24 protein-coding genes and 1 pseudogene are annotated in these 26,037 nt (G+C 70.0%); 10 read left to right on the top strand and 15 right to left on the bottom strand.

All coding sequences use genetic code 11. The features are described from left to right. The first annotated feature begins 97 nt into the window (after positions 1–97). The 5 genes and pseudogenes from QF037_RS04890 to QF037_RS04870 all read left to right on the top strand — a co-directional run. Complete coding sequence (locus tag QF037_RS04890) at positions 98–1,114, top strand: DNA-directed RNA polymerase subunit alpha (protein WP_266818958.1); 1,017 nt, start codon at positions 98–100, stop codon at positions 1,112–1,114. Positions 1,115–1,464: 350 nt separating this feature from the next. Further along, positions 1,465–1,710: an NAD-dependent epimerase/dehydratase family protein gene (locus QF037_RS04885; RefSeq protein ID WP_307022171.1), complete on the top strand. Its 246-nt coding sequence runs from the start codon at positions 1,465–1,467 to the stop codon at positions 1,708–1,710. Between the two features lie 146 nt (positions 1,711–1,856). Next, positions 1,857–2,969 (top strand): DUF4037 domain-containing protein, encoded by a 1,113-nt coding sequence (locus QF037_RS04880; RefSeq protein WP_307022169.1) that lies wholly within the window; start codon positions 1,857–1,859, stop codon positions 2,967–2,969. A gap of 230 nt (positions 2,970–3,199) precedes the next feature. Continuing rightward, positions 3,200–3,289 (top strand): K(+)-transporting ATPase subunit F, encoded by a 90-nt coding sequence (gene kdpF / locus QF037_RS04875; RefSeq protein ID WP_016434100.1) that lies wholly within the window; start codon positions 3,200–3,202, stop codon positions 3,287–3,289. 7 nt (positions 3,290–3,296) lie between these two features. Continuing rightward, positions 3,297–3,831, top strand: a pseudogene (locus tag QF037_RS04870) (potassium-transporting ATPase subunit KdpA); the annotation flags it as partial. A gap of 93 nt (positions 3,832–3,924) precedes the next feature. Here the strand turns inward: QF037_RS04870 and QF037_RS04865 are convergent. The 4 genes from QF037_RS04865 to QF037_RS04850 form a co-directional block, all read right to left on the bottom strand. Next, positions 3,925–6,936 (bottom strand): glycosyl hydrolase, encoded by a 3,012-nt coding sequence (locus QF037_RS04865; RefSeq protein ID WP_307022142.1) that lies wholly within the window; start codon positions 6,934–6,936, stop codon positions 3,925–3,927. Between the two features lie 159 nt (positions 6,937–7,095). Further along, on the bottom strand, positions 7,096–7,419 hold the full coding sequence (locus QF037_RS04860; RefSeq protein WP_307022140.1) for an antibiotic biosynthesis monooxygenase: 324 nt from the start codon (positions 7,417–7,419) through the stop codon (positions 7,096–7,098). Between the two features lie 70 nt (positions 7,420–7,489). Further along, positions 7,490–7,957 carry an NUDIX hydrolase gene (locus QF037_RS04855; RefSeq protein ID WP_307022138.1) on the bottom strand — a complete coding sequence of 156 codons (468 nt, stop codon included), beginning with the start codon at positions 7,955–7,957 and terminating at the stop codon, positions 7,490–7,492. Between the two features lie 119 nt (positions 7,958–8,076). After that, a complete protein-coding gene (locus tag QF037_RS04850; RefSeq protein ID WP_307036993.1) occupies positions 8,077–8,472 on the bottom strand; it encodes a RidA family protein in 396 nt (131 codons plus the stop codon). 144 nt (positions 8,473–8,616) lie between these two features. On the opposite strand from QF037_RS04850, the gene QF037_RS04845 reads away from it, so the two are divergent. Then, positions 8,617–9,591, top strand: a complete 975-nt coding sequence (locus QF037_RS04845) for a helix-turn-helix transcriptional regulator (protein ID WP_307022136.1) — start codon at positions 8,617–8,619, stop codon at positions 9,589–9,591. Positions 9,592–9,699: 108 nt separating this feature from the next. On the opposite strand, the gene QF037_RS04840 is transcribed toward QF037_RS04845, so the two are convergent. Together QF037_RS04840 and QF037_RS04835 are read right to left on the bottom strand one after the other, a co-directional pair. Then, the gene (locus tag QF037_RS04840; protein ID WP_307022134.1) at positions 9,700–10,344 is read right to left on the bottom strand and encodes a hypothetical protein; all 645 of its coding nucleotides are present in this window, start codon (positions 10,342–10,344) and stop codon (positions 9,700–9,702) included. A 177-nt stretch (positions 10,345–10,521) separates the two neighbouring features. Then, positions 10,522–10,725, bottom strand: coding sequence for a hypothetical protein (locus QF037_RS04835; protein WP_307022132.1), 204 nt, complete (start codon positions 10,723–10,725; stop codon positions 10,522–10,524). A gap of 110 nt (positions 10,726–10,835) precedes the next feature. On the opposite strand from QF037_RS04835, the gene QF037_RS04830 reads away from it, so the two are divergent. Beyond that, positions 10,836–11,081, top strand: coding sequence for a hypothetical protein (locus QF037_RS04830; RefSeq protein WP_266883698.1), 246 nt, complete (start codon positions 10,836–10,838; stop codon positions 11,079–11,081). Positions 11,082–11,172: 91 nt separating this feature from the next. Here the strand turns inward: QF037_RS04830 and QF037_RS04825 are convergent, their stop codons facing one another. From QF037_RS04825 to QF037_RS04815, 3 genes are all read right to left on the bottom strand, one after another. Further along, a complete protein-coding gene (locus QF037_RS04825) occupies positions 11,173–11,700 on the bottom strand; it encodes a mycothiol transferase (protein WP_307022130.1) in 528 nt (175 codons plus the stop codon). Between the two features lie 160 nt (positions 11,701–11,860). Continuing rightward, complete coding sequence (locus tag QF037_RS04820; protein ID WP_307022128.1) at positions 11,861–12,559, bottom strand: response regulator; 699 nt, start codon at positions 12,557–12,559, stop codon at positions 11,861–11,863. Beyond that, the gene (locus QF037_RS04815) at positions 12,556–13,830 is read right to left on the bottom strand and encodes a sensor histidine kinase (protein WP_307036991.1); all 1,275 of its coding nucleotides are present in this window, start codon (positions 13,828–13,830) and stop codon (positions 12,556–12,558) included. Before QF037_RS04815 ends, QF037_RS04820 begins: the two co-directional genes overlap by 4 nt. Positions 13,831–14,071: 241 nt before the next feature. Between QF037_RS04815 and QF037_RS04810 the strand changes: the two genes are divergently transcribed. Then, positions 14,072–14,779: an ABC transporter ATP-binding protein gene (locus QF037_RS04810; protein WP_307022126.1), complete on the top strand. Its 708-nt coding sequence runs from the start codon at positions 14,072–14,074 to the stop codon at positions 14,777–14,779. Continuing rightward, entirely contained in the window at positions 14,776–17,127 is a 2,352-nt protein-coding gene (locus QF037_RS04805; RefSeq protein WP_307022125.1) for an ABC transporter permease, read from the top strand. The genes QF037_RS04810 and QF037_RS04805 overlap by 4 nt, the downstream gene beginning before the upstream one ends. Before the next feature lie 116 nt (positions 17,128–17,243). On the opposite strand, the gene QF037_RS04800 is transcribed toward QF037_RS04805, so the two are convergent. Continuing rightward, the gene (locus QF037_RS04800; protein ID WP_307022123.1) at positions 17,244–18,461 is read right to left on the bottom strand and encodes a GNAT family N-acetyltransferase; all 1,218 of its coding nucleotides are present in this window, start codon (positions 18,459–18,461) and stop codon (positions 17,244–17,246) included. A 150-nt stretch (positions 18,462–18,611) separates the two neighbouring features. Here QF037_RS04800 and QF037_RS04795 point away from each other — a divergent pair, with 150 nt between their 5' ends. Beyond that, complete coding sequence (locus tag QF037_RS04795) at positions 18,612–18,923, top strand: NIPSNAP family protein (protein ID WP_307022121.1); 312 nt, start codon at positions 18,612–18,614, stop codon at positions 18,921–18,923. A gap of 48 nt (positions 18,924–18,971) precedes the next feature. Here QF037_RS04795 and QF037_RS04790 read toward each other — a convergent pair whose 3' ends face one another. The 5 genes from QF037_RS04790 to QF037_RS04770 all read right to left on the bottom strand — a co-directional run bounded on the left by QF037_RS04790 (position 18,972) and on the right by QF037_RS04770 (position 26,033). Beyond that, the gene (locus QF037_RS04790) at positions 18,972–21,527 is read right to left on the bottom strand and encodes a CBM35 domain-containing protein (protein ID WP_307022119.1); all 2,556 of its coding nucleotides are present in this window, start codon (positions 21,525–21,527) and stop codon (positions 18,972–18,974) included. A 130-nt stretch (positions 21,528–21,657) separates the two neighbouring features. Next, complete coding sequence (locus tag QF037_RS04785) at positions 21,658–22,512, bottom strand: carbohydrate ABC transporter permease (RefSeq protein ID WP_373463665.1); 855 nt, start codon at positions 22,510–22,512, stop codon at positions 21,658–21,660. Continuing rightward, complete coding sequence (locus QF037_RS04780) at positions 22,509–23,465, bottom strand: carbohydrate ABC transporter permease (RefSeq protein ID WP_373463664.1); 957 nt, start codon at positions 23,463–23,465, stop codon at positions 22,509–22,511. Before QF037_RS04780 ends, QF037_RS04785 begins: the two co-directional genes overlap by 4 nt. Before the next feature lie 78 nt (positions 23,466–23,543). Continuing rightward, the gene (locus QF037_RS04775) at positions 23,544–24,854 is read right to left on the bottom strand and encodes an ABC transporter substrate-binding protein (protein ID WP_307022117.1); all 1,311 of its coding nucleotides are present in this window, start codon (positions 24,852–24,854) and stop codon (positions 23,544–23,546) included. A gap of 108 nt (positions 24,855–24,962) precedes the next feature. Continuing rightward, positions 24,963–26,033: a LacI family DNA-binding transcriptional regulator gene (locus QF037_RS04770; protein WP_307022115.1), complete on the bottom strand. Its 1,071-nt coding sequence runs from the start codon at positions 26,031–26,033 to the stop codon at positions 24,963–24,965. Positions 26,034–26,037 lie beyond the last annotated feature (4 nt).

Below are 26,037 nucleotides of genomic sequence, written 5' to 3'. Positions count from 1 at the left end.
TCGGCAGGTTCGGTGTCTTCGACGGCCGTATCGCCCGTACCCTTTCGAGGGTCTACGGCGTCACATAGCGGGCGTCAAACCTTGGAGGACACACCTCGTGCTCATTGCTCAGCGTCCGTCTCTGACCGAAGAGGTCGTCGACGAGTTCCGTTCCCGGTTCGTGATCGAGCCGCTGGAGCCGGGCTTCGGTTACACCCTCGGCAACTCTCTTCGCCGTACCCTGCTGTCGTCGATCCCCGGCGCTGCTGTCACCAGCATCCGCGTCGATGGCGTTCTGCACGAGTTCACCACCGTGCCGGGCGTCAAGGAGGACGTCACCGACCTGATCCTCAACATCAAGCAGCTGGTCGTCTCCTCGGAGCACGACGAGCCGGTCGTGATGTACCTGCGCAAGCAGGGTCCGGGTCTGGTCACCGCCGCCGACATCGCGCCTCCGGCCGGTGTCGAGGTGCACAACCCCGACCTGGTCCTGGCCACGCTGAACGGCAAGGGCAAGCTGGAGATGGAGCTGACGGTCGAGCGTGGCCGTGGTTATGTCTCGGCCGTGCAGAACAAGCAGGTGGGCCAGGAGATCGGCCGTATTCCGGTCGACTCCATCTACTCGCCGGTTCTGAAGGTGACGTACAAGGTCGAGGCGACCCGTGTCGAGCAGCGGACCGACTTCGACAAGCTGATCGTCGATGTCGAGACCAAGCAGGCGATGCGTCCGCGTGACGCCATGGCGTCGGCCGGTAAGACGCTGGTCGAGCTGTTCGGGCTCGCCCGTGAGCTGAACATCGACGCCGAGGGCATCGACATGGGCCCGTCGCCCACGGACGCCGCCCTGGCCGCTGATCTGGCGCTGCCGATCGAGGAGCTGGAGCTCACCGTTCGGTCGTACAACTGCCTCAAGCGTGAGGGCGTCCACTCCGTGGGCGAGCTCCTGGCGCGCTCGGAGGCCGACCTCCTGGACATCCGTAACTTCGGTGCGAAGTCCATCGACGAGGTCAAGGCGAAGCTGGCCGGTCTGGGCCTGGGTCTGAAGGACAGCCCGCCCGGATTCGACCCGACCGCCGCCGCCTTCGGCGCGGACGACGACGCGGACGCGGGTTTCGTGGAGACCGAGCAGTACTGAATGCCGCGCCGAGCCGCGCGTGAGTGAGGGCCGGCGAGGGCGTGGACGATGTCCTGCGCTGACGCCGTCCTGAAGCGACGTGCCGCTCGACCTCCGCAATAGGGACCGGGCCCCTGGTGAAGCAGCCAGGGGCCCGGTCCTTCCCTCGTTCCCGACGCCACCAGGGTGTGCGCGCCGGCGAGTCCGGCCATCAGGGCCGATGTCCATGCCGCCTGGTCATGGAAGCAGGTATTGGACGACCGCAACGGACTGCCGGGATTGTTGATCACGTGACCGGACAGTCCCGCACCCACCGCATCGGCGAGACGGGCTTCCGGGCAGGCACTGCGACGCCGACGGAAGGAAGCAGTATGAAGACCTTGGTGATCGGAGCGACCGGCACCATCGGCCGAGCGGTCGCTGAAAGGCTGGAGCCCGAGCATGAGGTGATACGGGCGTCGCGCAACAGCGGCACACGGGTCGACCTGGAAACACCGGTCTCCATCGACGCCCTGTTCGCGACCGTCGGCACGGTGGACGCGGTGATCTGCTGCGCGGCCGGCGGTCAGCTGACGCCGCTCGCCTCCCTTCCGACGACGAGTTCACGCTCGGTCTGAAAGGCAAGCTGATGGGACACGTAGTGCTGCTGCGCCGGCGGTCACGGGAGACATGCAGGGACAGATCTTGAGGCCTCTGCCCCGCTGACAGCCGCCGGAGGGAAAAGCTGTCGACCGGCCGGACGCCGGTGCGGCAGGCTCCCCGCATGACCACGGCGTCCTTCATTCCCGGGCTGGAACTGTCGCGTCGGTTCTACTTCGAGGCGGTGCTGGACGAAGCCGCTGACGGGCTGGCGCATTCCGCTGCCCGTCTGGGCAGCGGATCGGAAGTCCTCGGGTTCGACACCGTCCGTTCCGCCGACCACGAGTGGGGGCCTCGCCTGCAGCTCTTCCTCCACCCGCAGGACGTCACCCGCCATGGCCCGAGGATCAACGCACTACTCGGCGAACGCCTGCCGAAGACCTTCCACGGCTATCCGACACACTTCGCCTCCACCGGCGAGGCGGGCATCGGGGTCATGCGGACAACGGACGGCCCCGTCCACCACCGAGTCCAAGTGGCCGACCCTGGCGCCTGGTTCACCGACCTCCTGGGCTTCGACCCGTGCCGGGACGTCACCGTCGCCGACTGGCTGGCCGCCCCCACCCAGCGCCTCGCCGAGGTCACGGCCGGTGCCGTCTTCCACGACGGACTGGGCCGACTCGCTCCGGCCCGCGCCCGTCTCGCCTGGTATCCCCACGATCTGTGGCGGTACCTCCTGGCCTGCCAGTGGCAGCGGATCTCCCAGGAGGAAGCCTTCGTCGGCCGTTGCGGGGAGGTGGGAGACGAACTCGGTTCCGCTGTCGTCGCGGCCCGCCTGGTGCGCGATCTGATGCGGCTGTGCCTGCTGATGGAGCGCCGCTACCCGCCGTACAGCAAATGGCTCGGCAGCGCCTTTTCCCGCATCCCGCAGGCATCCGTCCTCACTCCGGTCCTGACCGCGGCACTCACCGCCGCCGACTGGCACACCCGCGAGCAGCACCTGGCCCGCGCCTACGAGACGGTCGCGGCCGCGCACAACGATCTCGGCCTGACCGACCCGGTCGATCCCGCCACGCGGCACTACCACAGCAGGCCCTTCCAGGTGCTGCACGCCGAACGCTTCACCGCGGCGCTGATGGCCCGCGTCACCGCCCCGGAGGTCCGCTGCCTGCCCATGATCGGGGCCGTCGATCAGTTCGTCGACAGTACGGACGTCCTGAGCCGTCCGGCGTTGACGCGGGCCGCCACCCACGCATCCCTCGGCCTTCTCCCCGAGACCCCTGCCCCGAAGGATTGAGGCGCTCTGATCCCGGCCGTAAGAGGTCCGTCAAAGCCGTGGGCACCGCCGTCAGGGAGCCGTCAACGAACGACCGATCCGGCGAAAGAGGCGCTTTCCTCTAGCTGTCCCTTTCCCACGAACCTCACTCCGGGAGTTTCGGAGTTCGCGATGGCCGATCTGGCCTTCGTCATCGTCACGATCGCGGGTCTCGCGCTGGTGGCTCGCGTCGCCAAGGGGGTGACGAAGCTGTGACCGCCGAGAACATCGTCGGCCTCGTCGTGGCCGTCGCCCTGCTGGGCTATCTCGTCCTCGCCCTGATTTTTCCGGAGAGGTTCTGAGACACAGATGGGTCCCGTACTCGCCGGGGTCCTGCAACTGCTCGCCCTCATAGGCGCGCTGGCGCTCGTCCACCCCCCTCGGCAACTACATGGCCAAGGTCTACACCTCCGACCGGCACTGGCGCGTCGAGAAGTGGATCTACAAAGGCATCGGTGCCGACCCGACCACCGAGATGCGCTGGCCCGCCTACCTGCGCGGAGCGCTCGCCTTCTCGGCCGTGAGCGTCCTGTTCCTGTACCTCCTCCAGCGGCTCCAGGGCGTCCTGCCCGGTTCGCTGGGCTTCGCGTCGATCGACCCGGACCAGGCGTTCAACACGGCGGTCTCGTTCGTCACGAACACCAACTGGCAGTCCTACTACGGCGAGCAGTCCATGGGCCACGTCGTACAGACCGCCGGACTGGCCGTGCAGAACTTCGTCTCCGCCGCTGTCGGTATCGCGGTGGCGGTGGCTCTTGTACGAGGGTTCGCGCGCTCCCGGACCGGTGAACTCGGCAACTTCTGGTCCGACCTGGTGCGTGGTGTCGTACGCATCCTGCTGCCCGGGGCTTTCATGTCCTTCACGCTAGGGAACCTCGCCGGCCATCGCTTCTCGAATCCTGACCGGTGTGGTCGGCCGGCCGGCGGGCGGCCGCCGTCACCTCACCGGAGACTGGGCGTACGGCACCAGGCGGACAGGGCCGGAGAGGCCGTATGCCTGGCGGGTGGCCGTGCCGAAGACGGAGGGCTGGCTGACGCGGAGGCGGTTGATGAGGGGCGTCGCCACCTCCACCTCGATCACGTTGCTGCCGGGGCGCAGGTGTCCGCCGAGGTCGACGACCGGGTGGAGCCGGTCGCAGGGGGCCAGCCGTGTGCCGTTGACCGTGACCCGGAAGGTGTCGCTGACGGTGCCGAGTTCGAGGTGGGCGCCGTGCGCCGAGGTCCAGTCGGCGGGCAGGGAGACGGTGGTGCGGTAGCGGCCTGTGCCCGCGGAGTCGGCGAGCTCGGGGATCTGCGACCAGGGCAGCAGGGCGTCCAGGGTGAGGCGGCGGCGGACGATGTCGGTGTCGGTCGCCTGGGTGCCAGGCTGCCAGTCCTGAACGTCGAGCCGCCAGCGCTCCAGTGTCGTCGGGCCCGGTACCGCGGGCAGCGTGGTGGTGACCGTACGGCCGCGGGAGAGCCGGGTGGTGTACGTGCCGCCGCTCGTGGCGCGTACGACCAGGCCGCGGTCGGTGAACAGCACGCGGTCGGCGGTGCTGTCCACGGCGTGTTGCCGGTCGCCGTTGCGGTCCCCGAACAGGCCGGGTCCGCCCAGGGCGATGACGGTGGCCTGACCGGGTTCCAGGGTGACGCGCACGGTGAGGGTGTCGCCGTCCTCGGTGTAGCGGCCGATGCGGGTCGCTTCTCCCGTCCACGGGTCGAGGAGGTAGGGGATGGTCGTGCCGCGCCGGGTGCGGTGCAGGGTGACGTCGTGGTCGATGGCCGCGACCGGCGGCTTGACCGTCTCGGCGTGCTTGCCGTTGCACAGGTAGTACAGGTCGGTGTCGCCGATGACGCGGTGGGCGTTGAGGAGAGTGGAGGAGGCGGCGTAGCGGGCGTCGGGGGCGATGCCGAGGACGGCGAGTGCGTCGCCGACGGCGCTCTTGTCGGTGACGGCCTTGACGTGGGGAAGGGCGAGGAGGCTCGCGAGGACCCCGCGCAGTTGCTCCGTCTCGTTCTCACCGGGAACGCCGGGGGTCAGGGCCTGGTCGAAGGAACCGAGCAGGACCATGGGCAGTCCGGCCCGGGCCAGGCCCAGCAGCTTCCGGGCGTCGGCGAGGGCGAGGGTCGCAGTGGAACCGTAGAAGAAGTCGCCCTCGACGAACAGCGCCTTGTACGCGGGGCCTTCGGGTGCCAGGCGGCCGTCCGAGACGCGGGCGGCGGGCAGGTCGAGCAGGGGACCGCTGAGGAACTGGTGGGTCCAGCCGAGCGGGACGCCCGTCGCGGTGAACCAGGAGGCGCCGATGCCGGTGGCGGTGTAGCCGGTCTGGCGGAAGACGGCGACGTCCGCTCGTGCCGTACCCGCCTGGAGAACCTGGTGCACGCGCCCGAGATATCCGGCGATGTCCTCGGCGTGCCGCCAGGTGGGCTGTCTGGGACCCCACGACTCACCGTAGCCGGGCGCGCCGTTGTAGGGGCTGAAGGCGGCGAAGCCGGGCCAGCTCACGCCGGGGGCGGTCGCGTACGAGAAACCGTGCACGACCGTCTGGTTGACGCCGGCGGCGTACGCACCGCCCATGGTGCGCAGGAACCGGTCCCACGTCGTGCTGTACGCCGAGCCGTTGTAGGCGCCCGACTCGCAGGACAGCACGGTGTGCCCGGCCATGTCCCGGCCGCCCGCCAGACAGCGGTAGTCGTCCAGGTTCTTGAAGCCGAGCGACTCTCCCTCCGCGATGTCGAGGAGCGCGGCGGAGGCGATGGCGTCGGTCTGCAGCCCGTAGGGCTGGGCGCGCAGCTCCATGCCGAGGGAGTGGGCCCAGTCCCTCAGAGCGGTGACGTGGTGCGTGTTGAACAGATGGGAGACCGTCTCCCAGAAGTCGTGCCGGATCTGCCGGGTGATCTGCGCATCGAAGGCGAAGACCTGGTTGTTCTTGTCCAGGACGAGCGCCGGCAGGTACGGCAGCAGCGAGCGGCCCCAGCGCTCTTCGAAGGCGTCGGGCAGCGCCGAGGTCCACACGAGGGAGTCGGTCTCCAGCTCGATGGAGTCCTCGAAGAAGGCGCCGCCCGCGGCTCTGAGGAGTCGGCGCATCGTGCCGGTCAGAACCGAGTGGTCCCAGAAGCCGGTGACGGCGGCGGTGCCGGCCGGGCTGAAGTGGTCGACGACATAGGCGGCCGGGGCGGAGTGCGGGCCCGACTCGGGTTGCTGGGCGGTGCCGCGCTGCCAGTAGGAGATCAGCACCCAGTCGCCGCCGGCGGGAGCGGTCCAGCGCAGTGCGCCGTCCTCGACGGTGGCGGTGAGGTCCTGGACGCTCGCGAGATCGAGACCGGTCTCCTTGCGGGTGGCGTTGGCAGGCTCGACGCGGGCCGCCTGGACGGCGAGCAGGGTGCGCCGGGTGACCGCGCCGGCGGCCACGCGCACGGGCTCGGGCACCGGGCCCTGGTAGGTGGTGCCGCCGGTCACGGTGACGCGCCCGTAGGCGAGTTCCTGGGCGGCCGACTCGTCGTCGGGGGTGACGCCGGGTACGGCGACAGGCCAGCTGGGGCCGAGGGTGAGGTCGACGGTCAGGCCGCGGCGGGCGGCCTGGCGCAGGGCGGCCTCGACGCCCTCACGCCAGGGAGCGCTGCCCCAGCCGTGGTGCGCGGTGTCGAGGACGGACTTGTCCTTGATGCTGTGGTGGACGGCGGAGACCTCGGCGCCGCCGAAGCCGGCGTCGGCGATCTGGTCGATCTCGCGGGCGATCTCCACCGGGTCGACGAGTCCGTCCGGCCACCACCAGCGGAACTTGGGGCGCACCGAGCGCGGGGGAGCGGCGAACCAGTCGCCCGACAGGGGGTGACGGCCGGTCAGAGGAACGGCACCGGCGCTCGCGGCGCCCGTCGCGGTGAGCGCCGTGGCGGCGCCTGTGGCGAGGGAGGCGGCGAGGACCGCGCGCCGGGATATCCCGCCACGCTGCGGGATGGGCTTCTGCATGGGTACGCCCCCAGGGAATGAAACGTTTCAATCGACCGTAAACGCGGGAACGTTAAGCCTGGATTCCCTGGCGGGTCAAGATCGGCGTACGAAATCCCTTACCTGCGCCACGTGGTGGGCGGTCGGTGCGCAGTCCTGCCGAACAGTTCGCAGGTTTGCTCAGTTTGACTGTTGGCGTCGGTCGAGTACCTCGAAGTGGGCCGACCGCTCGTCGAAGTCGGAGAGCACGGCCTGGGCGGCCTCCGGCACGTGTGCCTGCTCGTAGTCCTCGCCCATGAACGCCTGCACCGAGGCCAGGTCGTCGAACCACATCAAAGTCAGGAACTCGACGTCGTTCTCGCGCTCACGCCGCATCAGATCGATCGACTGGAAACCCGGGATGCGCCGGGCCTCGATCCCGGGGATGACCTGCCCCCGGACGATGCGCTCGTACGCGTCGGCGTTCGCCCTTGTGGTCCAGCCACGCCACACACGACAGATCATGGGCACAGTCTAGGCGCAGTGCCCCACAGGACTGTCGGGGACAACAGGCCGGGCAGACACTGGAGATGACTCAGTGCTGGATCAGACCGCCGACCGGGACAGGTGCGACGTGGCCGCTTGCCGGAAGGGTCTGGGCCAGGGCGAGGCCGATGTCGACCAGCGATGACCGGCGCATGGCAGCCACATCGGCGAACGGCGTCCAGACCGACTCGACGATCTCGCCGTTCGGCTCGGGCCGTAGCCGACCGCCAGTGATACGGACCCGGTAGAAGACACCGACATTCTGGTGCTCGACTCCCGCACGCGCGGAGGCCGCGGGGATCACCCGTGAGTCCACACCCAGCAGGCGATCCACCACCCCGGCGTATCCAGTCTCCTCGGCGACCTCCCGGACCACCGCATCGAACGGATCCTCCCCGTGCTCGACCCTGCCGCCCGGAAGCGTCCAGCTACTCCCGCCCTCCGGCGGCACGTGACGGGCGAGCAGCACCCGCCCGTCCTGGATGCACACGGCATACGCCGCCAACCGAAAACTCATGCCCGCACCCCCCGCCAGACCCTATCCAACGGTCAAGCGAGGAACGGCCGGACCGTTGTGAACTCGGCCGCCCTCGGGTGCTTCTCCGGTCCCGGCTGGACAGGAACGGCGAGTTCACATCACGCGACGGCCGTCCCTTCGAGCTCGACCAGCTGGCCAGGGATCGCCAGTCGCGTCACCCCGAGCATCGTGGTGGTCGGCGCCACCCCGGCGGCACCCAACCGCGCCGCCAGCACGCCGTAGTGCGGGAAGAGCAGATCGACGTCGGTCGTGTAGACGTTGAGCCGGACGAGGTTCGCGAGAGACATGCCGGCCTCGCCGAGTACGGCCTCCAGATTGTCGATGCTCAGCGCCAACTGCGCCGCCATGTCACCGTCATGCTGGGGCTTGCCGTCGCCGCTCATCGCGGTCTGCCCCGAGATGTACAAGGTCCGCGTGTGCCCGGAGACGACCTCGCCCTGGTTGAACCCCATCTCCACCGACCACGTCACCGGGTTGACCGCTGTACGTTCCACTGCCACTTCAGCTCCATTCGATGCATCGCGAATGCGTCCGTCTCGTCCGCTTGCGACTCGGTAGCCGGCAGCCCTGACGTCGCGTCAACGAGCCTCGCAACAAATCACGACACCCTCAGTCATGTATTCAGCTAGCGTTCTCGTATGCGTGCCGACCGGCTGGTCTCACTGGTTCTCCTGCTGCGCCAGCGCGGTCGGCTGACGGCGGACACCCTGGCTCGCGAGCTGGAGGTGTCCACCCGCACGGTGCTGCGCGACATCGAGGCACTGTCCGCGGCCGGAGTCCCGGTCTACGCCGAGCGCGGCCGGCACGGCGGTTTCGCGCTGCTGCCCGGTTTCCGGACCGAGCTCACCGGACTGAACCACGACGAGGCGCTTGCCCTGCTGACCGCCGGATCGGGGCGTGGCGAGCAGGTGTTCGGCCTCGGCTCGGCGCTCGCTTCGGCCATGCGGAAGGTGGTCGACGCGCTGCCCGAAAGCCACCGGACCACCGCGAGCGACGCGGCGCAGCGTTTTCTCGTCGACCCGGAGACCGACCTGCTGTCACGCCGGCTGGTCACCGATGAGGTGCCCGGCACCACGATGATCGAGGTCCGGCGCGCGGTGCTGGCCGGGCACAAGTTGCGTATCCACTACGCGGCCTCGGGCCAGACCGCACAGTGGCGCACGGTGGACCCGATCGGCCTGGTCACCGTACGCGAGCGGAGCTATTTGCTGGCCACGAGATCCGGCGCGGACCGCACCTATCGGCTGTCGCGGGTGCTGGCGGCCGAGGAACTCCCCGAAACGGCGCAGCGGCCATCTCGGGTCGATCTGGACCGGATCTGGCGGGAACGCTCCGCGCAGTTTCTCTCCGGCGGCGATCACCTCACCGTGCGGGTACGAGTGGCTCCGGCGCGGCGGGAGGACCTGCTGGACAGCGCGCTGGCCGTACGGGCCGAAGAACCCGACGCGGACGGCTGGCTGCGGCTGGAGGTGACCTTCCAGGATGCGGAGCACGCCGAATGGGCGCTGTGGCAGCTCAGCACGGACGCGGAAGCCCTGGCCCCGCAGTCGTTGCGCGCCGCGCTGCGCAACCGCGCCGCCGCGGTCACCGCTCGCTACACGAGCTCATCGTGAGAGGGCCGCGTGAGGCTGGGCATCGGACGATGTCCGCACCTGGTGAACCATGCGGTCGATCACCGGCGGCCCGGCTTCAGGCCGGGTCCTGACCGCAAGGGGTCCGGCTCAGTAACGCTGGGCCTTGGCGATCTCGGCCGTCAGTTTCGGCTCGGCGGGCTTGCGGCTGATGGCCAGCGGCTGCGCCCTGTCGCCCGGCTTCAGGTCCTGCGCGCCTACGAAACGGGTCTCGACCACCTTGCCATCCGGGTCCCGGAAGTCGACCTGGACGGCGTACGACGCGGTCTCGTCGGTCCGGTTGGTGATGTTCACGACGAGGGCGAGCAGGCCGCCCGTCTCCGCGCGCGGCAGGCCGGTCATCGAGACGTCGGCCGTCGCGTTGCCCCGGCCCTCGACGTCCGCGAGCTCTTTCTGCGCCGCCTCGTTGGCGCGTACGGTCTCGGCGGACACCGATGCCTCGAACGCGGACGCCCGAGCGGAGGCGGAGGAGGCCGCAGCCGAGGCCGCCTCCTTGGCGGACGCCTTCACGGACTCCCCGATCGAGGCGAGGGCGGACGGCGATGTGCCGGAGAACGACGCCGTGTCGGCCGCCGTAGGAGTAGGGGTGAACGAGGAGGAGTCGTCGCCGTCGCTGTCGGTACTGCATGAGACGAGCGCCGCGGCACTCACGGCTGCCAGCACGAGCCCGACGACCGGGGCCGCGATTCGGCGTCGCGGTGAGGGGTCCTTCGCCTGTGACACGTCGGCACTCATGCGGTCAAGCCCCTTCCAGCGGCATGTGACAGTTCACGGCTTTTGCCGGTTTCCATCGTCTGCCCCACGAGATCGCCGGGCCACTTCACGGGGCCCAACGTGACGTTCCCCGAGCCCGCGCACGGGGGTCGCTGGCGAGCGCGAGACCGTGGCGCGCTGGTCGGCTGGGCGGGGTGATCAGCCGCGCGTGCTGGTGTAGCGCACGTGTGAGTCCCACTGCTTCTTCGCCGTGGCCATGCACCACTGGCAAAGTGGCTCACCGCCGCTGCCGTACCGGTGGGTTCTGCGGTGGCAGCCGGCGCACAGGCCGACGCGGTCGCCGGAGCAGACAAGCGCGGACGGGTCCGGCTCGGAGGTCGGCGGCGGGGGAGCGGTGGTCATCGGGCAGGGTCTCGTTCCGGGTGATCTGGGTAAATCACCATGAACGCAGCATAACGCGCATACGGTACAGGTGTTCGATCGGCGCGCCGCTGACCTGGCATGCTGCCCCCATGGAAACTGGGTTCCCGTGGGGGTCCACGCCGACCGTCGATCTCCGTCTGTGGCGCTCCGATGCCATCGTCCTCTTCGACTGGCTGATGAGCACCGACCTCAACACCGTGCCGATCACGCACCCGGCTCAGAAGCAGGCTCTCGCGGACCTGCTGACGCGTTTGGAAGAAGTGGACGTCATCGAGTCCACCGAGGAAGAGATCGCCCAAGCACAGGAAGAGGTGGCCAAGGACATGGGCTGGTAGCGCACCGACATCGCGTTCCAGGCGCACCACTTGATGGCAGAACTGGCCGGCCGGACGACTGCCGCGGGGTCGCCGGGCCGGATCGGGGCTCTCAGGTCAGGACCAGCCAGCGGCGGCCGTCGATCAGCTCCCGGGCCGCGTCGAGGTGCCCGGCGTGGCACGCGGTCTCGGTGATGACGTGCAGCAGCACGTCGCGCAGGGTGTGCAGGTGTGGTTCGCCGAACAGGTCGTGGGGCCACCAGGCCGGCGCGGCGTCGGCTGGGGTGGCGGTGATGACGTCATCGGCGAGTGCCGCCTCTTGCCGGTATCGGTCGAGCACGTCGACGGCCGGGACTTCCGGGGACACCTTCCAGGCCTCGTCGTCGCTCGTCAGGCCGCGGATGACCTGCTGGTCCCCGGCGACGACCGCGCGGAACCAGAACCGCTCGACGTCCAGCGTGAGGTGCTGGACCAGCCCCAGGCAGTGCCATCCGGACGGCAGCACGGGCCGTCGTAGATCCTGCGCGTCGAGCCCGTCGAGGATGTCCACCACGTGGCGCCGTTGCCCGTGCAGGACTCGGAGCAGCGCCTTGACCTCATGGTCCGGAGTGTTGTCGCTCAGATTCTCGGTCACTGCCACAGGATCCCCGAATCTCCCAGGCCGGGCAGGGAATTGTCCGACAACCGGGGCGGGACTCCACCAACTCGGTGTGCCGTCCAGGCGGTTGGCGCTTCCTCGAGGACGTGCGGAGACTGTCGGACGCAGGGTTCGCCTGTCCGTGCCCGGTCTCGGCTTCGTTCTACGTCTGCTCGGTCGGCTGCTGGGCGGCCCCGCCCGCGCCGACGCTGACCAGCCCTGTCTCGTAGGCGACGATGACGGCCTGGACACGGTCACGGAGTCCGAGCTTGGCGAGGATGCGGGCGACGTGTGTCTTGACGGTCGCCTCGGCCAGATGGAGGCGGGTGGCGAGTTCGGCGTTGCTCAGCCCCCGGGCCAGCAGGCCGAGGACTTCCAGCTCGCGTGGGGTGAGCGAGGCGAGGTCCCGGTGGAGGGTGGCGGTGTCGCTGCCCCGGTGTGCGAACCGCTGCACGAGACGGCGGGTGATGGTGGGTGCGAGGAGGGCGTCGCCGGTACGGACCGTGCGGACCGCCGCGGTCAACTGCTCGGGGGTGACGTCCTTGAGGAGGAAGCCGCTGGCTCCGGCGGACAGGGCGGCGTAGACGTAGCGGTCGAGGTCGAACGTGGTGAGGATGATGACTCGGGGCGTGTCGGCGGCCCCGGTGAGGATGCGGCGGGTGGCCTCCAGGCCGTCCATCTCGGGCATCCGGATGTCCATCAGGACCACGTCGGGCCGGGTACGGCGGACCGCCTCCACGGCTTCGCCCCCGTTGGTCGCCTCGGCGACGACGTCGATGCCGTCGGCGCGGAGGATCAGCCGGAACCCGGTGCGGACCAGGGTCTGGTCGTCGGCGAGGAGCACGCGCAGCGGCTCGGTCACGGTCCCTCCAGGGGGATCAGGGCTTCCACACGGTAGCCGCCGGTCAGGCGTCGGCCGGTGTTGAGGGTTCCGTCGTGGACGGCTAGGCGCTCGCGCAGACCGATCAGCCCCCGGCCGCTTCCGACGGCCCCGCGCGAGTGGCCACCGGTGTCGGTGACTTCGACCCGGAGCCGGTCCGGGCCGTAGTCGACGGTCACGGCGGCTCTGGCGCCGGACGCGTGCTTCACGGTGTTGGTGAGGGCTTCCTGGACCACGCGATAGGCGGCGAGTTCGAGGCCGGGCGGGAGAGGGCGGGGCGGCCCGGTCACGGTCAGGTCGACGGGCAGTCCGGTGTCCCGCACCCGCCCCACCAGCGATTCCAGCTGGTCCAGGCCGGGTTGCGGGGTCAGCTCCTGCGCCGTGCCGGCCAGGTCCGCAGCGTTGGACGTCTCCTCCTCGTCGGCCATGGTGAGCAGTCCCATGACGTGGCGCAGTTCGGTCATGGCCGCCCGCCCACCCGCCTCGACGGCGAGCAGTGCCTCGCCGGCCTCCTCGGGAGAGGTGCTCATGATCTTGCGGGCGGCACCCGCCTGGATGATCATCACGCTGACGTTGTGCGTGACGACGTCGTGCAGTTCGCGGGCGATCCTGGCCCGCTCGTGCTCGACGGCCCGGCGCAGTTCCTCGGCCCGTTCCCCTTCCAGGGTGGAGATCCGGGTACGGCCCTCGTCGGTCCGGAGTTTCCAGGTGCGCAGGCCGATGGCGGCCACGGCCATCGGGGCCAGGATCAGCAGGACGATGTAGTCGTTGGGGACGATCGGTGTCACCGAGTCCCCCGAGGTGCCGACCAGGACGACCGACACCGGCAGCGCCGCCAGGGTCACCACCCGGTACGGGCTGTACACGGCGGCGCTGTAGACGGCGATGATGAACGCGTAGAAGGTCAGCCGCAGCACGCTCTGCGGTGTCGCCAGGGTCGCCGCCGTCACGACGCACAGCACGGCGAGCGGATAGCGGCGGCGCAGGGCCAGGGCGCCCGAGGCGACGACCGCGAGGGTCACCATGAAGGCCAGCCCGCCGGGGCCGGACGGGCGCACCACGGTGTACGCCACGCCGGGTGCGATCTCCCGCACCACGACGACGTCGACGTTGTCGAGGCCGTAGTAGACGGTGGAGATGCCGATCAGCAGAGCCACCAGCGCGTCGAACTGCCAGGCGCGCGGGGTGGGCCGCAGCGGCGGACCGCTCGGAACCCTGGCGTCGCGGACCGTCCGGCGGCCGGCTTCCCGCATCCGCTCCAGCGTCGTACGTACGTCCGTCACCGGATCATTCTCGCCGCCGCGCGGACTCGCGGAGTCCGCCCCCGTGGTCATTTCCGCCGTGCCGGATACATCACCCGCCTACATCGCAGGGATGACGTCCGTGGGGCTCATCCCAGCTCGGTACCGCAAGGGGTTCGAGCGGGCGACGCGTGCCGACCGGGCCCGCTCCTAGCGTTCACGCAGCCAACTGCCCTTACCCGAGGAGCCTTTCATGACCATGCCGGTGATCGAACTGCGCGAGGTGAGCCGCCGCTACGACGACGGCCCGCCCGCTCTGCACGAGGCGTCGCTGACCGTGCGACCCGGCGAGGCCGTCGCGATCCTGGGCCCGTCCGGCAGCGGCAAGTCCACGCTGCTCAATCTGATCGCGGGCCTGGACCGGCCCGATGCCGGGACCGTCACCGTGGACGGGGTGCGGGTGGACCGGCTCGGTGAAGCCGGTGCGGCGCTCTACCGGCGCTCGAGGATCGGCATGGTCTTCCAGTTCTTCAACCTGCTCGACGACCTGACCGTCACCGACAACGTCGAGCTGCCCGCGCGCCTCACCGGCATGGCACGGGGCGAGGCGGGCCGCCGGGCGGCAGAGCTCCTGGAACTGCTGGGCATCGACCGGCACGCCCGCGCCTACCCGGGACGGCTGTCCGGCGGCGAACGGCAACGCGTCGCGGTCGCCCGGGCGTTGATGAACCGGCCCGCGCTGCTCCTGGCCGACGAACCGACCGGAGCCCTGGACACGGCCGCCGGACAGGACGTCAGCGAGCTGCTCACCGACCTCAACGCCGAGGGCCAGACCCTCGTCGTGGTCACCCACGACCTCGCTCTGGCCCGGTCCTGCACGAACCGCACGGTTCACATCGCCGACGGCCGGATCACACAGGACACCGGGTCGCAGGCCGTCACCCCGCAGGCCGTCCGATGAGTGGGCTCGGCAAGGTGGTGCGCTCGGGGGTCGCACGACGCCGGGTGCAGACGCTGGTGATCGGGCTCGCCACGATGATGGCGGTGGCCGCCTCCGTCCTCGGCGGAACCTTGCTGGTGGTCTCGGGCGCTCCCTTCGATGACGCGTTCGCGCGCCGGCACGGGGCGCATCTGTCCCTGCAGTTCGACGCGGACACGGTCGGCGCCGGACAGCTCTCGGCGTCCAAGAACGCGGAAGGGGTGAGCGACGCTGCCGGCCCGTTCCCCACGGCGACACTCACCCCGCGGTCGGACGGCATGGGCGGGCCCGGCTGGCCGATGACCGTGGTCGGCCGGGACGGTCCCGGCCGCGACGTGGACGAGCTGACACTGCTCGATGGACGCTGGCCCACGCGCTCCGGTGAGATCGTGGTGTCCGCCGACTCGGCGCTCCTCGCGACCCTGGGCATGAAGGTCACCTTCCCCGGCCTGCCCGGCGATCCGACGCTGACGGTGGTCGGTGCGGCCCGCTCGGTCACGCAGACCGCCGACGCCTGGGTGCTGCCGTCCCAGATGCCGGCGCTGACCGCGCCCGGCAGCGGCGGCCACCAGATGCTCTACCGCTTCACCGACGCCGGCACCGCCGCGCAGATCACCGCGGGCGGCAAGGCCGTGACCTGGTCCCTGCCGCGGGGAGCCGTCGTCGGCGAACAGTCCTGGCTCACCGTCAAGAAGACAGTCGAGCGCGACACCGCCCTCTACGTCCCCTTCCTCATGGCCTTCGGCGCCCTGGGCCTGGTCATGTCGGTGCTCATCGTCGGCAACGTCGTCGCGTCGGCCGTCGGCACGGGAACGCGCCGTATCGGGGTCCTCAAAGCCGTCGGCTTCACTCCGGCCCAGGTCGTACGGGCCTACGTCGGCCAGGCGCTGATCCCGGCCGCCGTGGGCGCGAGCCTCGGAGTCCTCGCCGGGCATCTCCTCGCCGTCCCCGTACTGGCCGAGGCGCAGGACGTCTACAGCACCTCGTCCCTGGCCGTCGCCCCCTGGGTCGACCTGACGGTGATCGCGGGGGTGCTCGGTCTGGTGGCGGCGACCGCCTGGGCGAGTGCCCTGCGGGCCGGTCGTTTGCGAACCGCCGACGCGCTCGCCGTCGGGCGTACCGCTTCGGCGGGGCGCGGCCGGTGGGCGGCCCGTCTCGCCGGACGGCTGCCGCTGCCGCACCCCGTCGCCCTGGGGCTGGCCCGGCCCTTCGCACGGCCAGCCCGCGCGCTTGCCATGGGCACCGCCATCCTGTTCGGCGCCATCGCCGTCACGTTCACCGTGGGGATGGGCGCCTCGCTCGGCCAGGTGATGACGGCAAGGGCCCACAACGCGGCCGATGTCGTCGTCCCCGCGCCCGTGCCGGACTTCGGACCCCGGAGCCCCGGTTCCGAGCCGCAGCCCGCAGTCGATCCCGCCGCGGTCGCCGCGGCCATCGAGGCCGCACCCGGGACCGGGAAGTACTACGGGGCTACGCGGGTACGGGCGACGGTGTCCGGTCTGACCGGGACCATCGAGGTGAACTCCTTCACCGGCGACGCCTCCTGGGGCGGCTACACGATGGTTGCGGGCCGCTGGATCGAACGCACCGGCGAGGCCGTGGCCCCCACCCCCTTCCTGACCGCCACCAGCACCCGTATCGGCGACACCGTCACCCTCAACGGCCTGGCCCGGCCGGTCACGGTCCGGATCGTCGGCGAGGTCTTCGACACCCGCAACGACGGCATGCAGGTCTTCACCGACGCCTCGACGCTCAAGGACGCGCATCCCGACCTGACGGAGACGAGCCATCACATCGCGGTCACCTCGGGCACCGACGTCCCCGCCTACGCCGACACCCTCAACAAGAACCTGACACCACTCGGCGCCACAGCGCGGGCCGGCGGGCTCAACTCCGGCAGCGACATGGTCGGCACGCTCAACGCGCTGTCCGCGATCCTCACCCTGATGCTCGTCGCCGTCGCCGCGCTCGGCGTACTGAACGGCGTGCTCCTCGACACCCGCGAACGCGTCCGCGAGATCGGCGTCCACAAAGCGCTCGGCATGACCCCGCGGCAGACCGTCGCGATGGTCCTCACCTCTGTCGTCGTGACCGGACTGGCCGCGGGCGCACTGGGCGTACCCCTCGGTGTGGCCCTGCACGGCTGGGTCATCCCCGCGATGGGCGACAGTGTGGGGCTGCGCCTCCCCGGGTCCGTCACCGCCGTCTACCACGCGGCCGAACTGCTCCCGCTCACCCTCGGCGGCCTGTTCATCGCCACCCTGGGCGCCCTCCTGCCCGCCGGGTGGGCCGCCCGGGCCCGAACCGCCACCGCGCTGCGCACCGAATAGGACGCTGCCGTGCGGATGTTGTGCCTCCGGGCCCCCGCGGCACGTCGCGGTGGGGCCCGGGGGGCTGGTTCGCTTTTCTTGGACCGACGAGACGTAGGCAGGGTCTGCGAGCGCGGTCAGAACCAGTGCAGGCAGTGCGGGGAGCGCTCGGTGCGGAAGAGGGTGTCGGCGAGGGTGGCTGCGCCCGGGTGGTGGGCCTGTATGTGTCCGGCACGCACGAGCGTGCTCGGGGCGGTGCCGCCGAGGTAGATCGAGCCCAGGTCCCTGATGTCCAGGGACAGGTCTGCCTTGCGGTCCGTGGGGACGCAGTCGGCCTTGCCGTCCCGGACGGTCAGCAGGTAGCGGCCGTGCTCGCCGAGGAACGGGTCGGCGACGTCGAGGACGAGTTCGCCGTCCGTGAACCAGCCGCGCGCGGTCAGAGCGGCCGGGACGTCCAGGATCCGCACCCAGAGCCAGTCCATCTGGCCGCTCACCTGGCCGGCGCGGAAGTCCGCGAGCTGCCAGCGCAGCGGGTGCTCGGGCGGGACGTGCTTGAACACGACCCGAGAGACCAGGTCGTGTTCGAGAACGAACCGGGCCAGGGCCGTGAAGACGGCGTCGTCGGTGGTGATGGTCTCGTCGACGGTCAGGGTGCCGGAGTCGATCAAGTAGCTGGCGTACCCGTCCGGGACGCCGTCGGCGTCCCGGTGAACGGCGACGTAGCGTGGCGCCGGCGAGATCGGGGGCTGCCCCGCGCGCAGGGCCCACCAGCGGTGCGGCCGGGACAGCGCGCCGGGCTGGGCGCGGCGGTACCGGTCGTAGACCTCTTCCAGGATCTCGCCGCACTCGGCACGCCGCAGCACCTCGACCGAGCCGACCGTCCGGGCCTCGGCCGCTCCGCGCGCCCGGGGGAGCGCGAGGGCGGCCCGGTGCCGCTCCACCGTCAGCTGCCCCGTGTACGTCGCCGGTCCGTAGCCGAATCTGCCGTAGATGGTGGCCTCGGAGCACAGCAGCACGGAGAGGAACTCCGCGCCGTCCCGCAGCTCGGCGAGGTGATGCCGCATCATCGCGTTGAGCACGCCCTGGCGCCGGTGCGAGGGCAGGACGCCGACGGCGGTCACTCCGGGGGCCGGGACGAGGGTCTCGCCGGGCAGGGTGAGCTCGAAGGAGTGCGTGGCGGCGGTGCCGACAGGCCGCCCGTCCGCCGTCCGGGCGAGCAGGCAGCGGTCTGTCTCGAGCGCCGACCACCAGAGCCCGCCGCCCTCGACCGGGGTCTCCGGGAAGCTCCCGAACGCGGCATAGAGTGTGTCGACGAAGACGTCGAAATCCTCATCGGTCGTGGAACGAATCTCCATCGGCGCCGCTGCCTCCTCGCAATACCGGCACCACGAGTCGTGGTGCCGGGATCAGTGCAGCGTTGACCTGTGGCCAGAGCAAGCGAATTATGAACCGGGCCCGCGGCAGCCGCCCTTCGAGCCCGCATCGACTCGCTGCATCATGTACGGATGATCACCATTCACCTGAAGTACGAGATCGACGCGGACAAGTTGGAGGACTTCGAGGAATACGGCCGTCGTTGGGTCCGGCTCGTCGACCGTTTCGGCGGGACGCACCACGGCTACTTCCTGCCGAGCGAGGGCGACAGCGACATCGCCTACGCCCTCTTCTCGTTTCCCAGCCTCGCCGCCTACGAGCAGTACCGCACGGACAGCGTGTCCGATCCGGAGTGCCAGGAGGCGTTCGAACTGGCTCGTCGCACGCGTTGCATCAAGCGGTACGAACGCCGTTTTCTCCGGCCGCTCGACGGCGTTTCCTAGGCCGGGGGGCGTGGCATGACCGCCCCCCGACGACAACCGGCGGTGCCGTCAGCCGTTCAGCGGGGCGACGGTCACCTTGTCGATGTCCGGTGCGTAGGCAGTGGAGTTGGCGAAGGAGATGGTGTTGACGCCGGCCTTGAGGGTGACCGGGACCGGCAGGTCCCAGAAGTTGGACCAGCTGTAGGAGTTGCGGAACATGACCGTCCGGGACGTGTCGTTGACGGTGATGTCCGCGGCCCGGGAGACGACGTTGGTGTTGTAGTTCCCGGACCCGGCGGTCTCGTTGTTGGCGTAGCGCACGTTCATCACATAGCGCCCGGCCGAGGGGGCGTTCACCTTGAAGGTGAGGGTGTTGGCGGCTCCCAGGCCGATGTGGCCGACGTATTTGTCGCCGGAGGCCCAGGAGTTGCCGGAGACCGACGCGGTGCCGGCGGGGGTGGCGTCCTCGGCCTCGTAGGTCTCGGTCCCCGAGGTGCTGACCTCACCGGTGACGCGCAGGTCGCGCAGGGTGAGACTGCCGTTGCCCGGGGCGGCGGCGGTGATGCGGTTGTTGCCCGCCGACAGGTACAGCCGCAGGGCCTTGTCGGTCGCGCGGCCCCGGGTGGAGGGGAGGACGGCGGCGTCGGCGCCGTCCATGCTCAGGGTGGCGTCGCCGGTGGCGGCGTAGTGGGCGTGCACGGTGTAGTAGCCGTCGGCCGGGGCGTAGACGTCGAGGGCGGCCTTGTCGCGGCGGTCCAGCACCAGGGCGCCGGCGCCGCTGATGCCGGAGGCGCTGTAGTCGTACGACGGGGAGCCGCTGATGTCGGCGTAGGCCGCGGGGTAGACGGCGTCCGGGGTCCTGGACGCGGTGAGGTCGATCTTGTCGAGGGTGACCTCGTTCGTGCCCTTGGACAGGGTCAGGGTGTGCGTGCCGGCCGTCAGGGACACCGGTGTGCTCGCCGTGGCGCGGTAGGTCCAGTTCAGGGTGGACCCGTAGGTGAGGGTCCGGGGCGGGCCGCCGTCGACCGTGAGGGTCTGGGTGGCGGGCCCGCCGGACTGGTTGCCGTAGAAGACGTCCAGGTCGTACGTGCCGGTCTTCGGGACGTCGACGGTGAAGGCGGCCTTGCTGTCGGACTGGTTCAGGCTGCCGACGTCCTTGGTGCCCGAGGTGGCGAAGCCGTAGGGGTTGGTCACCGAGCCCTGGGAGTAGACCGTGCCGCCGGTGATCGTGGCGTTCTCCGCCTCGTACGACGTGGACCAGGGCAGGCTCTCCGCGGTGGGCGAGCCGCTGCCGGCCGGGTTAATGGTGACGCGGTAGGCCGACATGGCGTCAAGGCCGGTCAGCGGCACGTTGATGCTGCCGTTCGCGGCGACCTTGGTGGTGGTGCGGGACACCACGCTGGGCGCGGCGGCGCCCTCGTAGCCGCTCCAGCCGATGCGCTCGACGGTGACGTTGACCTTCTTGCCGAAGCGCGCGGGGACGTTGCGGATCATGGTGTTCACGTCGCCGGAGGTGCCGCCGAGCAGTACCTGGGCCTGCTTGCGGGCGGGGTCCAGTGAGGCGATGCCCTGAACGGTGTCGATGGTGTTGGGATGCGGCGGGTCGAGCTTGACGGTCTTGCCGGTCAGGCCCGCGTACCAGCGCAGCAGCCACCAGGTGCCGTTGGGGATGTTGGTCTGGGCGGCGTTGTCGTTGAGGTTTCCGGCGATGTTCCAGTACGCCTGGTCGGCGTAGACCTTGTTGCGCTCGAACATCGACATCCACTGGACCATCTGTCCGGGCACGGACTGGTCACGCCGGTTGCCGTACTCGTTGATGCTGACCGGCCGCTCGCTGATCCGGGCCTTCTTCTCGATGGCCCGGTAGTCGGCGAGGTGGGACTCGAAGTCCTTGAGGGAGTCCGGGCCCAGTTCGTGCCAGGTCGTGATGTCCGGGAGCACCCCGTTGGCCTTGGCCCAGGGGTAGAAGTCGCCCATGAGCTTGGCGTCGTAGTGGGTCTCGTTGGGGCCGGCTATCCGGGCGTCGGGGATGATCGAGCGGATCTTTTTGTAGACGGTGGTCCAGTCGCTCTGGAACTTGCTCAGGGCGCTCGCGTACTTGGCGCTGTCGGAACTGCCCAGATCCGGATACCAGTTGCCGTTGGGCTCGTTGAAGGGCACCCACACGAAATCTTCCGCGTCGGGGCGTGCCGCGACCTTGCGGACCATGGTGTCGACCTTGGTCAGGTAGTCGCTCAGACCGAGGTTCTCGTACGGCCACTGTGCGTAGACGTCCTGCATGTAGATGTGGACCTCGCCGCCGCCGTTGCGGTCGTAGCCCTTCTTGATCGCGAGAGCGTCGCCGTTGGGGTGCTGGGCACCGTCGGGGGCCTTCTGGATGACGGTGGTCATGTGCAGCGGTGCGACCAGCTCGTCACCGGGGACGCCGTCGTCACTGAGCCCGTACAGCGTTCCGTTGGCTCCGTGCATCACGTCGCCGGTGGTTCTGCCCAGGTCGACGGTGAGCTGCGCGGTGGCCGCCTGGGCGGACGGGATGGTCACGGCTGTGCCGATCAGCGCGGCGGTGAAGGCGATCGCCCCCATGAGGCGCGCGGTGTGGCGTGATCCGTGCTCGGTTCGCGGCATGTGTGTCCTCCGCCTCCCGCGTCGTTGCAGGGGGATCGTGAGTGGGCCCGGGAACCCGGGGGACCGGGTGACCCGGATGTGGGGGCCGGGGCGTGCGGGGAGTCACGCCCCGGAGATCGGGGGAGCGGGGCTACTTGACGGCGCCGCTGGTGATGCCGGCGACGATCCGGCGCTGGGCGATGACGAAGACCGCCACCATGGGCAGGCTCATCATCACGACGTAGGCGAAGACGAGGTGCCAGTTGTTCAGGTACAGCTGGGCGTTGGCGACCTGGTAGAGGTTGAGCGGGAGCGTGGCCTTGTCCCCGCCGCCCAGCACGAAGAAGGCGTAGAAGATGTCGCTCCAGGCGAAGAGCATCACCATGATCGTCGCGGTGGCGATGACCGGGCGCAGCAGCGGCAGGATCACCTGGAAGAAGACCCGGGCAGGGCTCGCGCCGTCCATGCGCGCGGCCTCCTCCAGTTCCTCCGGGAGGTTTCGGATGAAGCCGGTCATGAAGAAGATCGACGTGGAGAGGTACATCCCCGTGTAGACGGCGATCATGCCGAGCTGGGTGCCCGCCAGGCCGAGTTGGCGCAGCTCCATCACGATGGTGATGACGGCGGGCGGGAGCAGCAGGCCGCTGATGCTCAGCGCGTACAGCGTCCCGACCAGGCGCCCCTTGCGACGGGCGAAGACCCATGCGGCGCCGGCGCCCAGCAGCAGGACGAGGACGACGGAGGGGACGACGACCAGCACGCTGTTGACGAACCCCTGGACGATCTTGCCCTCGTCGAAGGTCTGCCGGTAGTTCTCGGCGGCCTGCATGTGCTGCGGCAGGGAGAGGTTGGGTTTGATCGCCTCGGCCTGCGGCTTCACTGAGGTCACCGCGACCAGCCAGAGCGGGATGCCGATGGTGACGGCCGCGACGACCAGGGTGACGAAGGGCTGGACCCACCGCACGGGGCGTCGGCGTACCGGGGCGGGCGCGGGCATGGTGGTCACTGGTTGTTCTCCCTGCGCCGCAGGCCGACGATGACGGGTACGGCGAGGACGACGACGATGAGGAAGAGGACCAGGCTCATCGCGGACGCCTGGGCGTACAGACCCTGGCCGAAGATGCGGAACATGTAGATGTTGAACACCTCGGTCTCGCTGCCGGGGCCGCCCGCGGTGGTGGCCTGGACGATGTCGAAGGTGTTCATGGAGCCGATCAGCGCGGTGGTCACGTTGAACGTCACCGCGGGTGCCAGCAGCGGGAACCGGATCGACCAGAAGGTGCGCCAGGCGCCGGCCCCGTCGATGCGGGCGGCCTCCAGCACGTCGTCGGGCATGCTCTTCAGGCCCGCCAGATAGATGAGCATGGCCAGGCCCATCCACTTCCAGCCGTGGATGAGGGTCACCACGACCAGCGTCCACGTGGTCGATCCCAGCCAGGGGGTGTCGACCTGGTGTCCCACGAGGGAGGACAGCACGCCGTTGAGCGCCCCGTCCTGCTCCAGCAGGGCCTTGAAGATGTAGCCGACGGCCAGGGCGGAGATCAGCACGGGCAGGAAGAAGACCGCGCGGAAGAAGCGGTTGAAACGGGTGTCCCGCTCCAGCAGGAGGGCGAGGCCGAGACCGAAGCCGTTCTGGAAGAGGGCCACGAGGACCGCGTACACCAGGGTGATGCGGATGTCCCGCAGCATCGATCCGTCGTCGAGGATGGTCTTGAGGTTGTCCAGGCCCACGAAGCTGATCTGCGGGTGGAACGCCGACCAGTCGGTGAACGGATAGACGAAGTTCAGCAGGTTCGGCAGCAGGAAGAACACGCCGAACACGGCGAGCGCGGGAAGCGCGAACCACCACGGCTGGTTGGCCTTCTTCCGGGTGCGCTCACGCCGGCCGCGACGGGGCGGGCCGCTCCGGTCCTTCGCGCGCGGGGGCTCGACGACGCCCCTGGCGGCGGTGTCCACCACTTTCCTACCTCCGGTTACGGGGCCCCGGGCGCGCCGCCGACGGGCGGCCCGGGGAACGGGCTGGCGAAGGGACGCCGGTCAGAAGCCGGCGACACCGCGCGCCTTGAGGACCTGCTGGAACTGGTCCTGGGCGGCCTGGGCGACCTGCTTGGGGGTCTTCTTGCCGTAGATCATGTCGGCGAGGGCGAGGTGCATGTCGGGCGCGGTGAGTGCCCTGACCTGGAAGACGCCGGTGGCCGTGGACAACGCCTCGGCCTGGGCGATCGCGGTCTGCGGCAGACCGTCGGGGTTGGGCACCGACGGCTGCACCGACACGAGCTTGTTCGCCTTGATGTAGTCCGGGTAGTCCTGGCCGAGCCAGTAGGACAGGAACTGCCGGGCGGCGTTCTGGCGCTTGGTGTCGCCGGTCTTGAAGGCGACGACGCCGTTGGTCTGGTCGGGCGAGTACTCGGCGCCGGCGGCGCTGTTGGCGATGGGGAACCAGCCCAGCTTCTTGTCCATCTCCTCCGTGCTGGAGGTGGCCTGTATCTGGGACTGGAGCGAGGTGACGTTGAGGGCCATCGCGGCGCTGCCGTCCATGATCGCCTTGCCCTGGTCGACGAACGTGGCGGTCTTGTAGTTCTTCTGCGCCAGGCCGCCGTCGAGGACCTTCGTCTTGTACTTGGTGATGGCGTCGACGATGGCCTTGTTGGTCCAGCTGTCCTTGTTCTTGTTGAGGTTGTCCCAGAACGTCTGGGGCAGGTCCGTCATCTGCACCTGGACCTGCCACTGGAGGGGCCACTTGTCGCCGCCGACCTCGAAGAACGGGGCGGTGCCCGTCTTGGACTTGATGGTCCGGGCGGTGGCGAGGAGTTCGTCGTAGCTCTTGGGCATCGAGGTGATGCCGGCCTTCTTGAAGACGTCCTTGTTGTAGTAGATGCCGAGGACCGCGGGGCTGGTGACGATGGCGGCGTAGCGGTGGCCGTCGACCTGGCCGAGGCCCTTCTCCGTCTTGCCGAGCTTGGAGACCCAGTCCTCGTTGTCGAGCTGGAGCAGGTTCTGCTGCGGCTGGATGAACGGCAGTGTGCTGCCCGTGGGCTGCCAGAACATCAGGTCCGGCTTGACGCCCGAGGCGAGCTTGGTCGGGACGTTCGACTCGTAGGGGTCGGGGATCACCTCGGTGTTGATCTTGGCGCCGGTGGCCTTCTCGAACGCCTCGATGGCCTGCTTGGGCTGTCCGACGCTGTTCTGGGCCGTCCACATGGTGAGTTCGACGCCCTTGAGGTTCGCGGTGGGGTCGACCGTCCCCTCGGGCGCGGTGCCGGTGCCGCCGGCGGTGCTGTCGCTGCAGGCGGTGGCGGTCAGCCCGAGCAGACAGGCGGTGACAAGGACGGAGAGGGCTCTTCTCATGGCGGGATCCTTGGTCGTAAGGGGAGGGAGGCGGTGCGGTGCTGCCCAGGCGGGGGAAGGCTGCGGGGCGTGACCTGGGCAGACGGCGGGCGGGGGCTTCCGTGGGGCTTACGTCTCTCGGGAACCCGAGCTCTCCCGGAGGACGAGGGCGGGTTTTGCCGGCACCGGCGCGGGTGCCTGCTGTTCGGTGTCGAGCCGGGCGTGCAGCAGTCCGAAGGCGGTGCGGCCCAGCCCCTGGAAGTCCATGCGGACCGTGGTGAGGGACGGTGTGACGAACGCGGAGTGCGGGGCGTCGTCGAAGCCGATGACGCTGACGTCCTCGGGGACCCGCCGGCCCGCGTGGTGCAGGGCCCTCAGGACACCGAGCGCCAGGTCGTCGTTGCCGCAGAGGATCGCGGTGACGTTCTGGTTCTGGGCGAGCTTCTGCCCGGCCTCGTATCCGGCCTGGGAGTCCCACCCCTTGCCGGACGGCTCGGGGGCGGTGACGCCGGCCGCTTCCAGGGCCTGGCGCCAGCCTTCCGCGCGCGGTCCCACCGAGCCCGGGGTTCCGGTCGAGGCGGGGATCGCCACGTAGTGGACGGTGTCGTGCCCGAGTGCGAGGAGGTGCTCGGTGGCGGCACGGGCCGCCTCGCGGTCGTCGGCCCACACGGCGGGAAGTCCGGGTGACTGCCCCTGGGGCGGTGCTTCCACCACCGCCGCGCACGGCACGTGGGCCGGTACCCGCTCCAGGGCCGCTGCGCCGAGCCGGTCGAAGCCGATGACCACCAGTCCGCCGCCGGCGTCGGCGGCCGAGGCGATCGTGCGGTCCAGGTCGTCCTCCGGGGTCAGCACCCGTACGCCGAGGGTGTAGCCCGCGGCGCGGGACGCCTCCTCCAGGCCCTGCAGGGTCGCTGCGTAGCCGTAGAGAAGCGTGTTCGACGTGAGGACCGTGACCGACCGGGTCACGCCGCTGGCCAGCGCGAACGCGGTGGCGTTGCGCCGGAAGCCCAGGGCGGTGATGGCTTCCTGCACCCGCCGACGCGTCTCTTCCCGGACGTTCGGATGGCCGTTGATGACCCTCGAAACGGTCTGGTAGGAGACGCCCGCCGCCTGGGCGACATCGCGAATGCTGGCAGCCTTCTGCTGCCCCTGCGGGGGCTCGGCGCGGCCGCCCGACCTTGTGTGACCGGTCACAGACATGCGA

This window comes from Streptomyces canus (genome assembly GCF_030815415.1).
In the GTDB taxonomy this organism is placed as follows: Bacteria; Actinomycetota; Actinomycetes; order Streptomycetales; family Streptomycetaceae; genus Streptomyces; species Streptomyces canus_F.
Note: the sequence above shows the minus strand (reverse complement) of the source record. Positions and strands in the feature narration are given on the sequence as shown.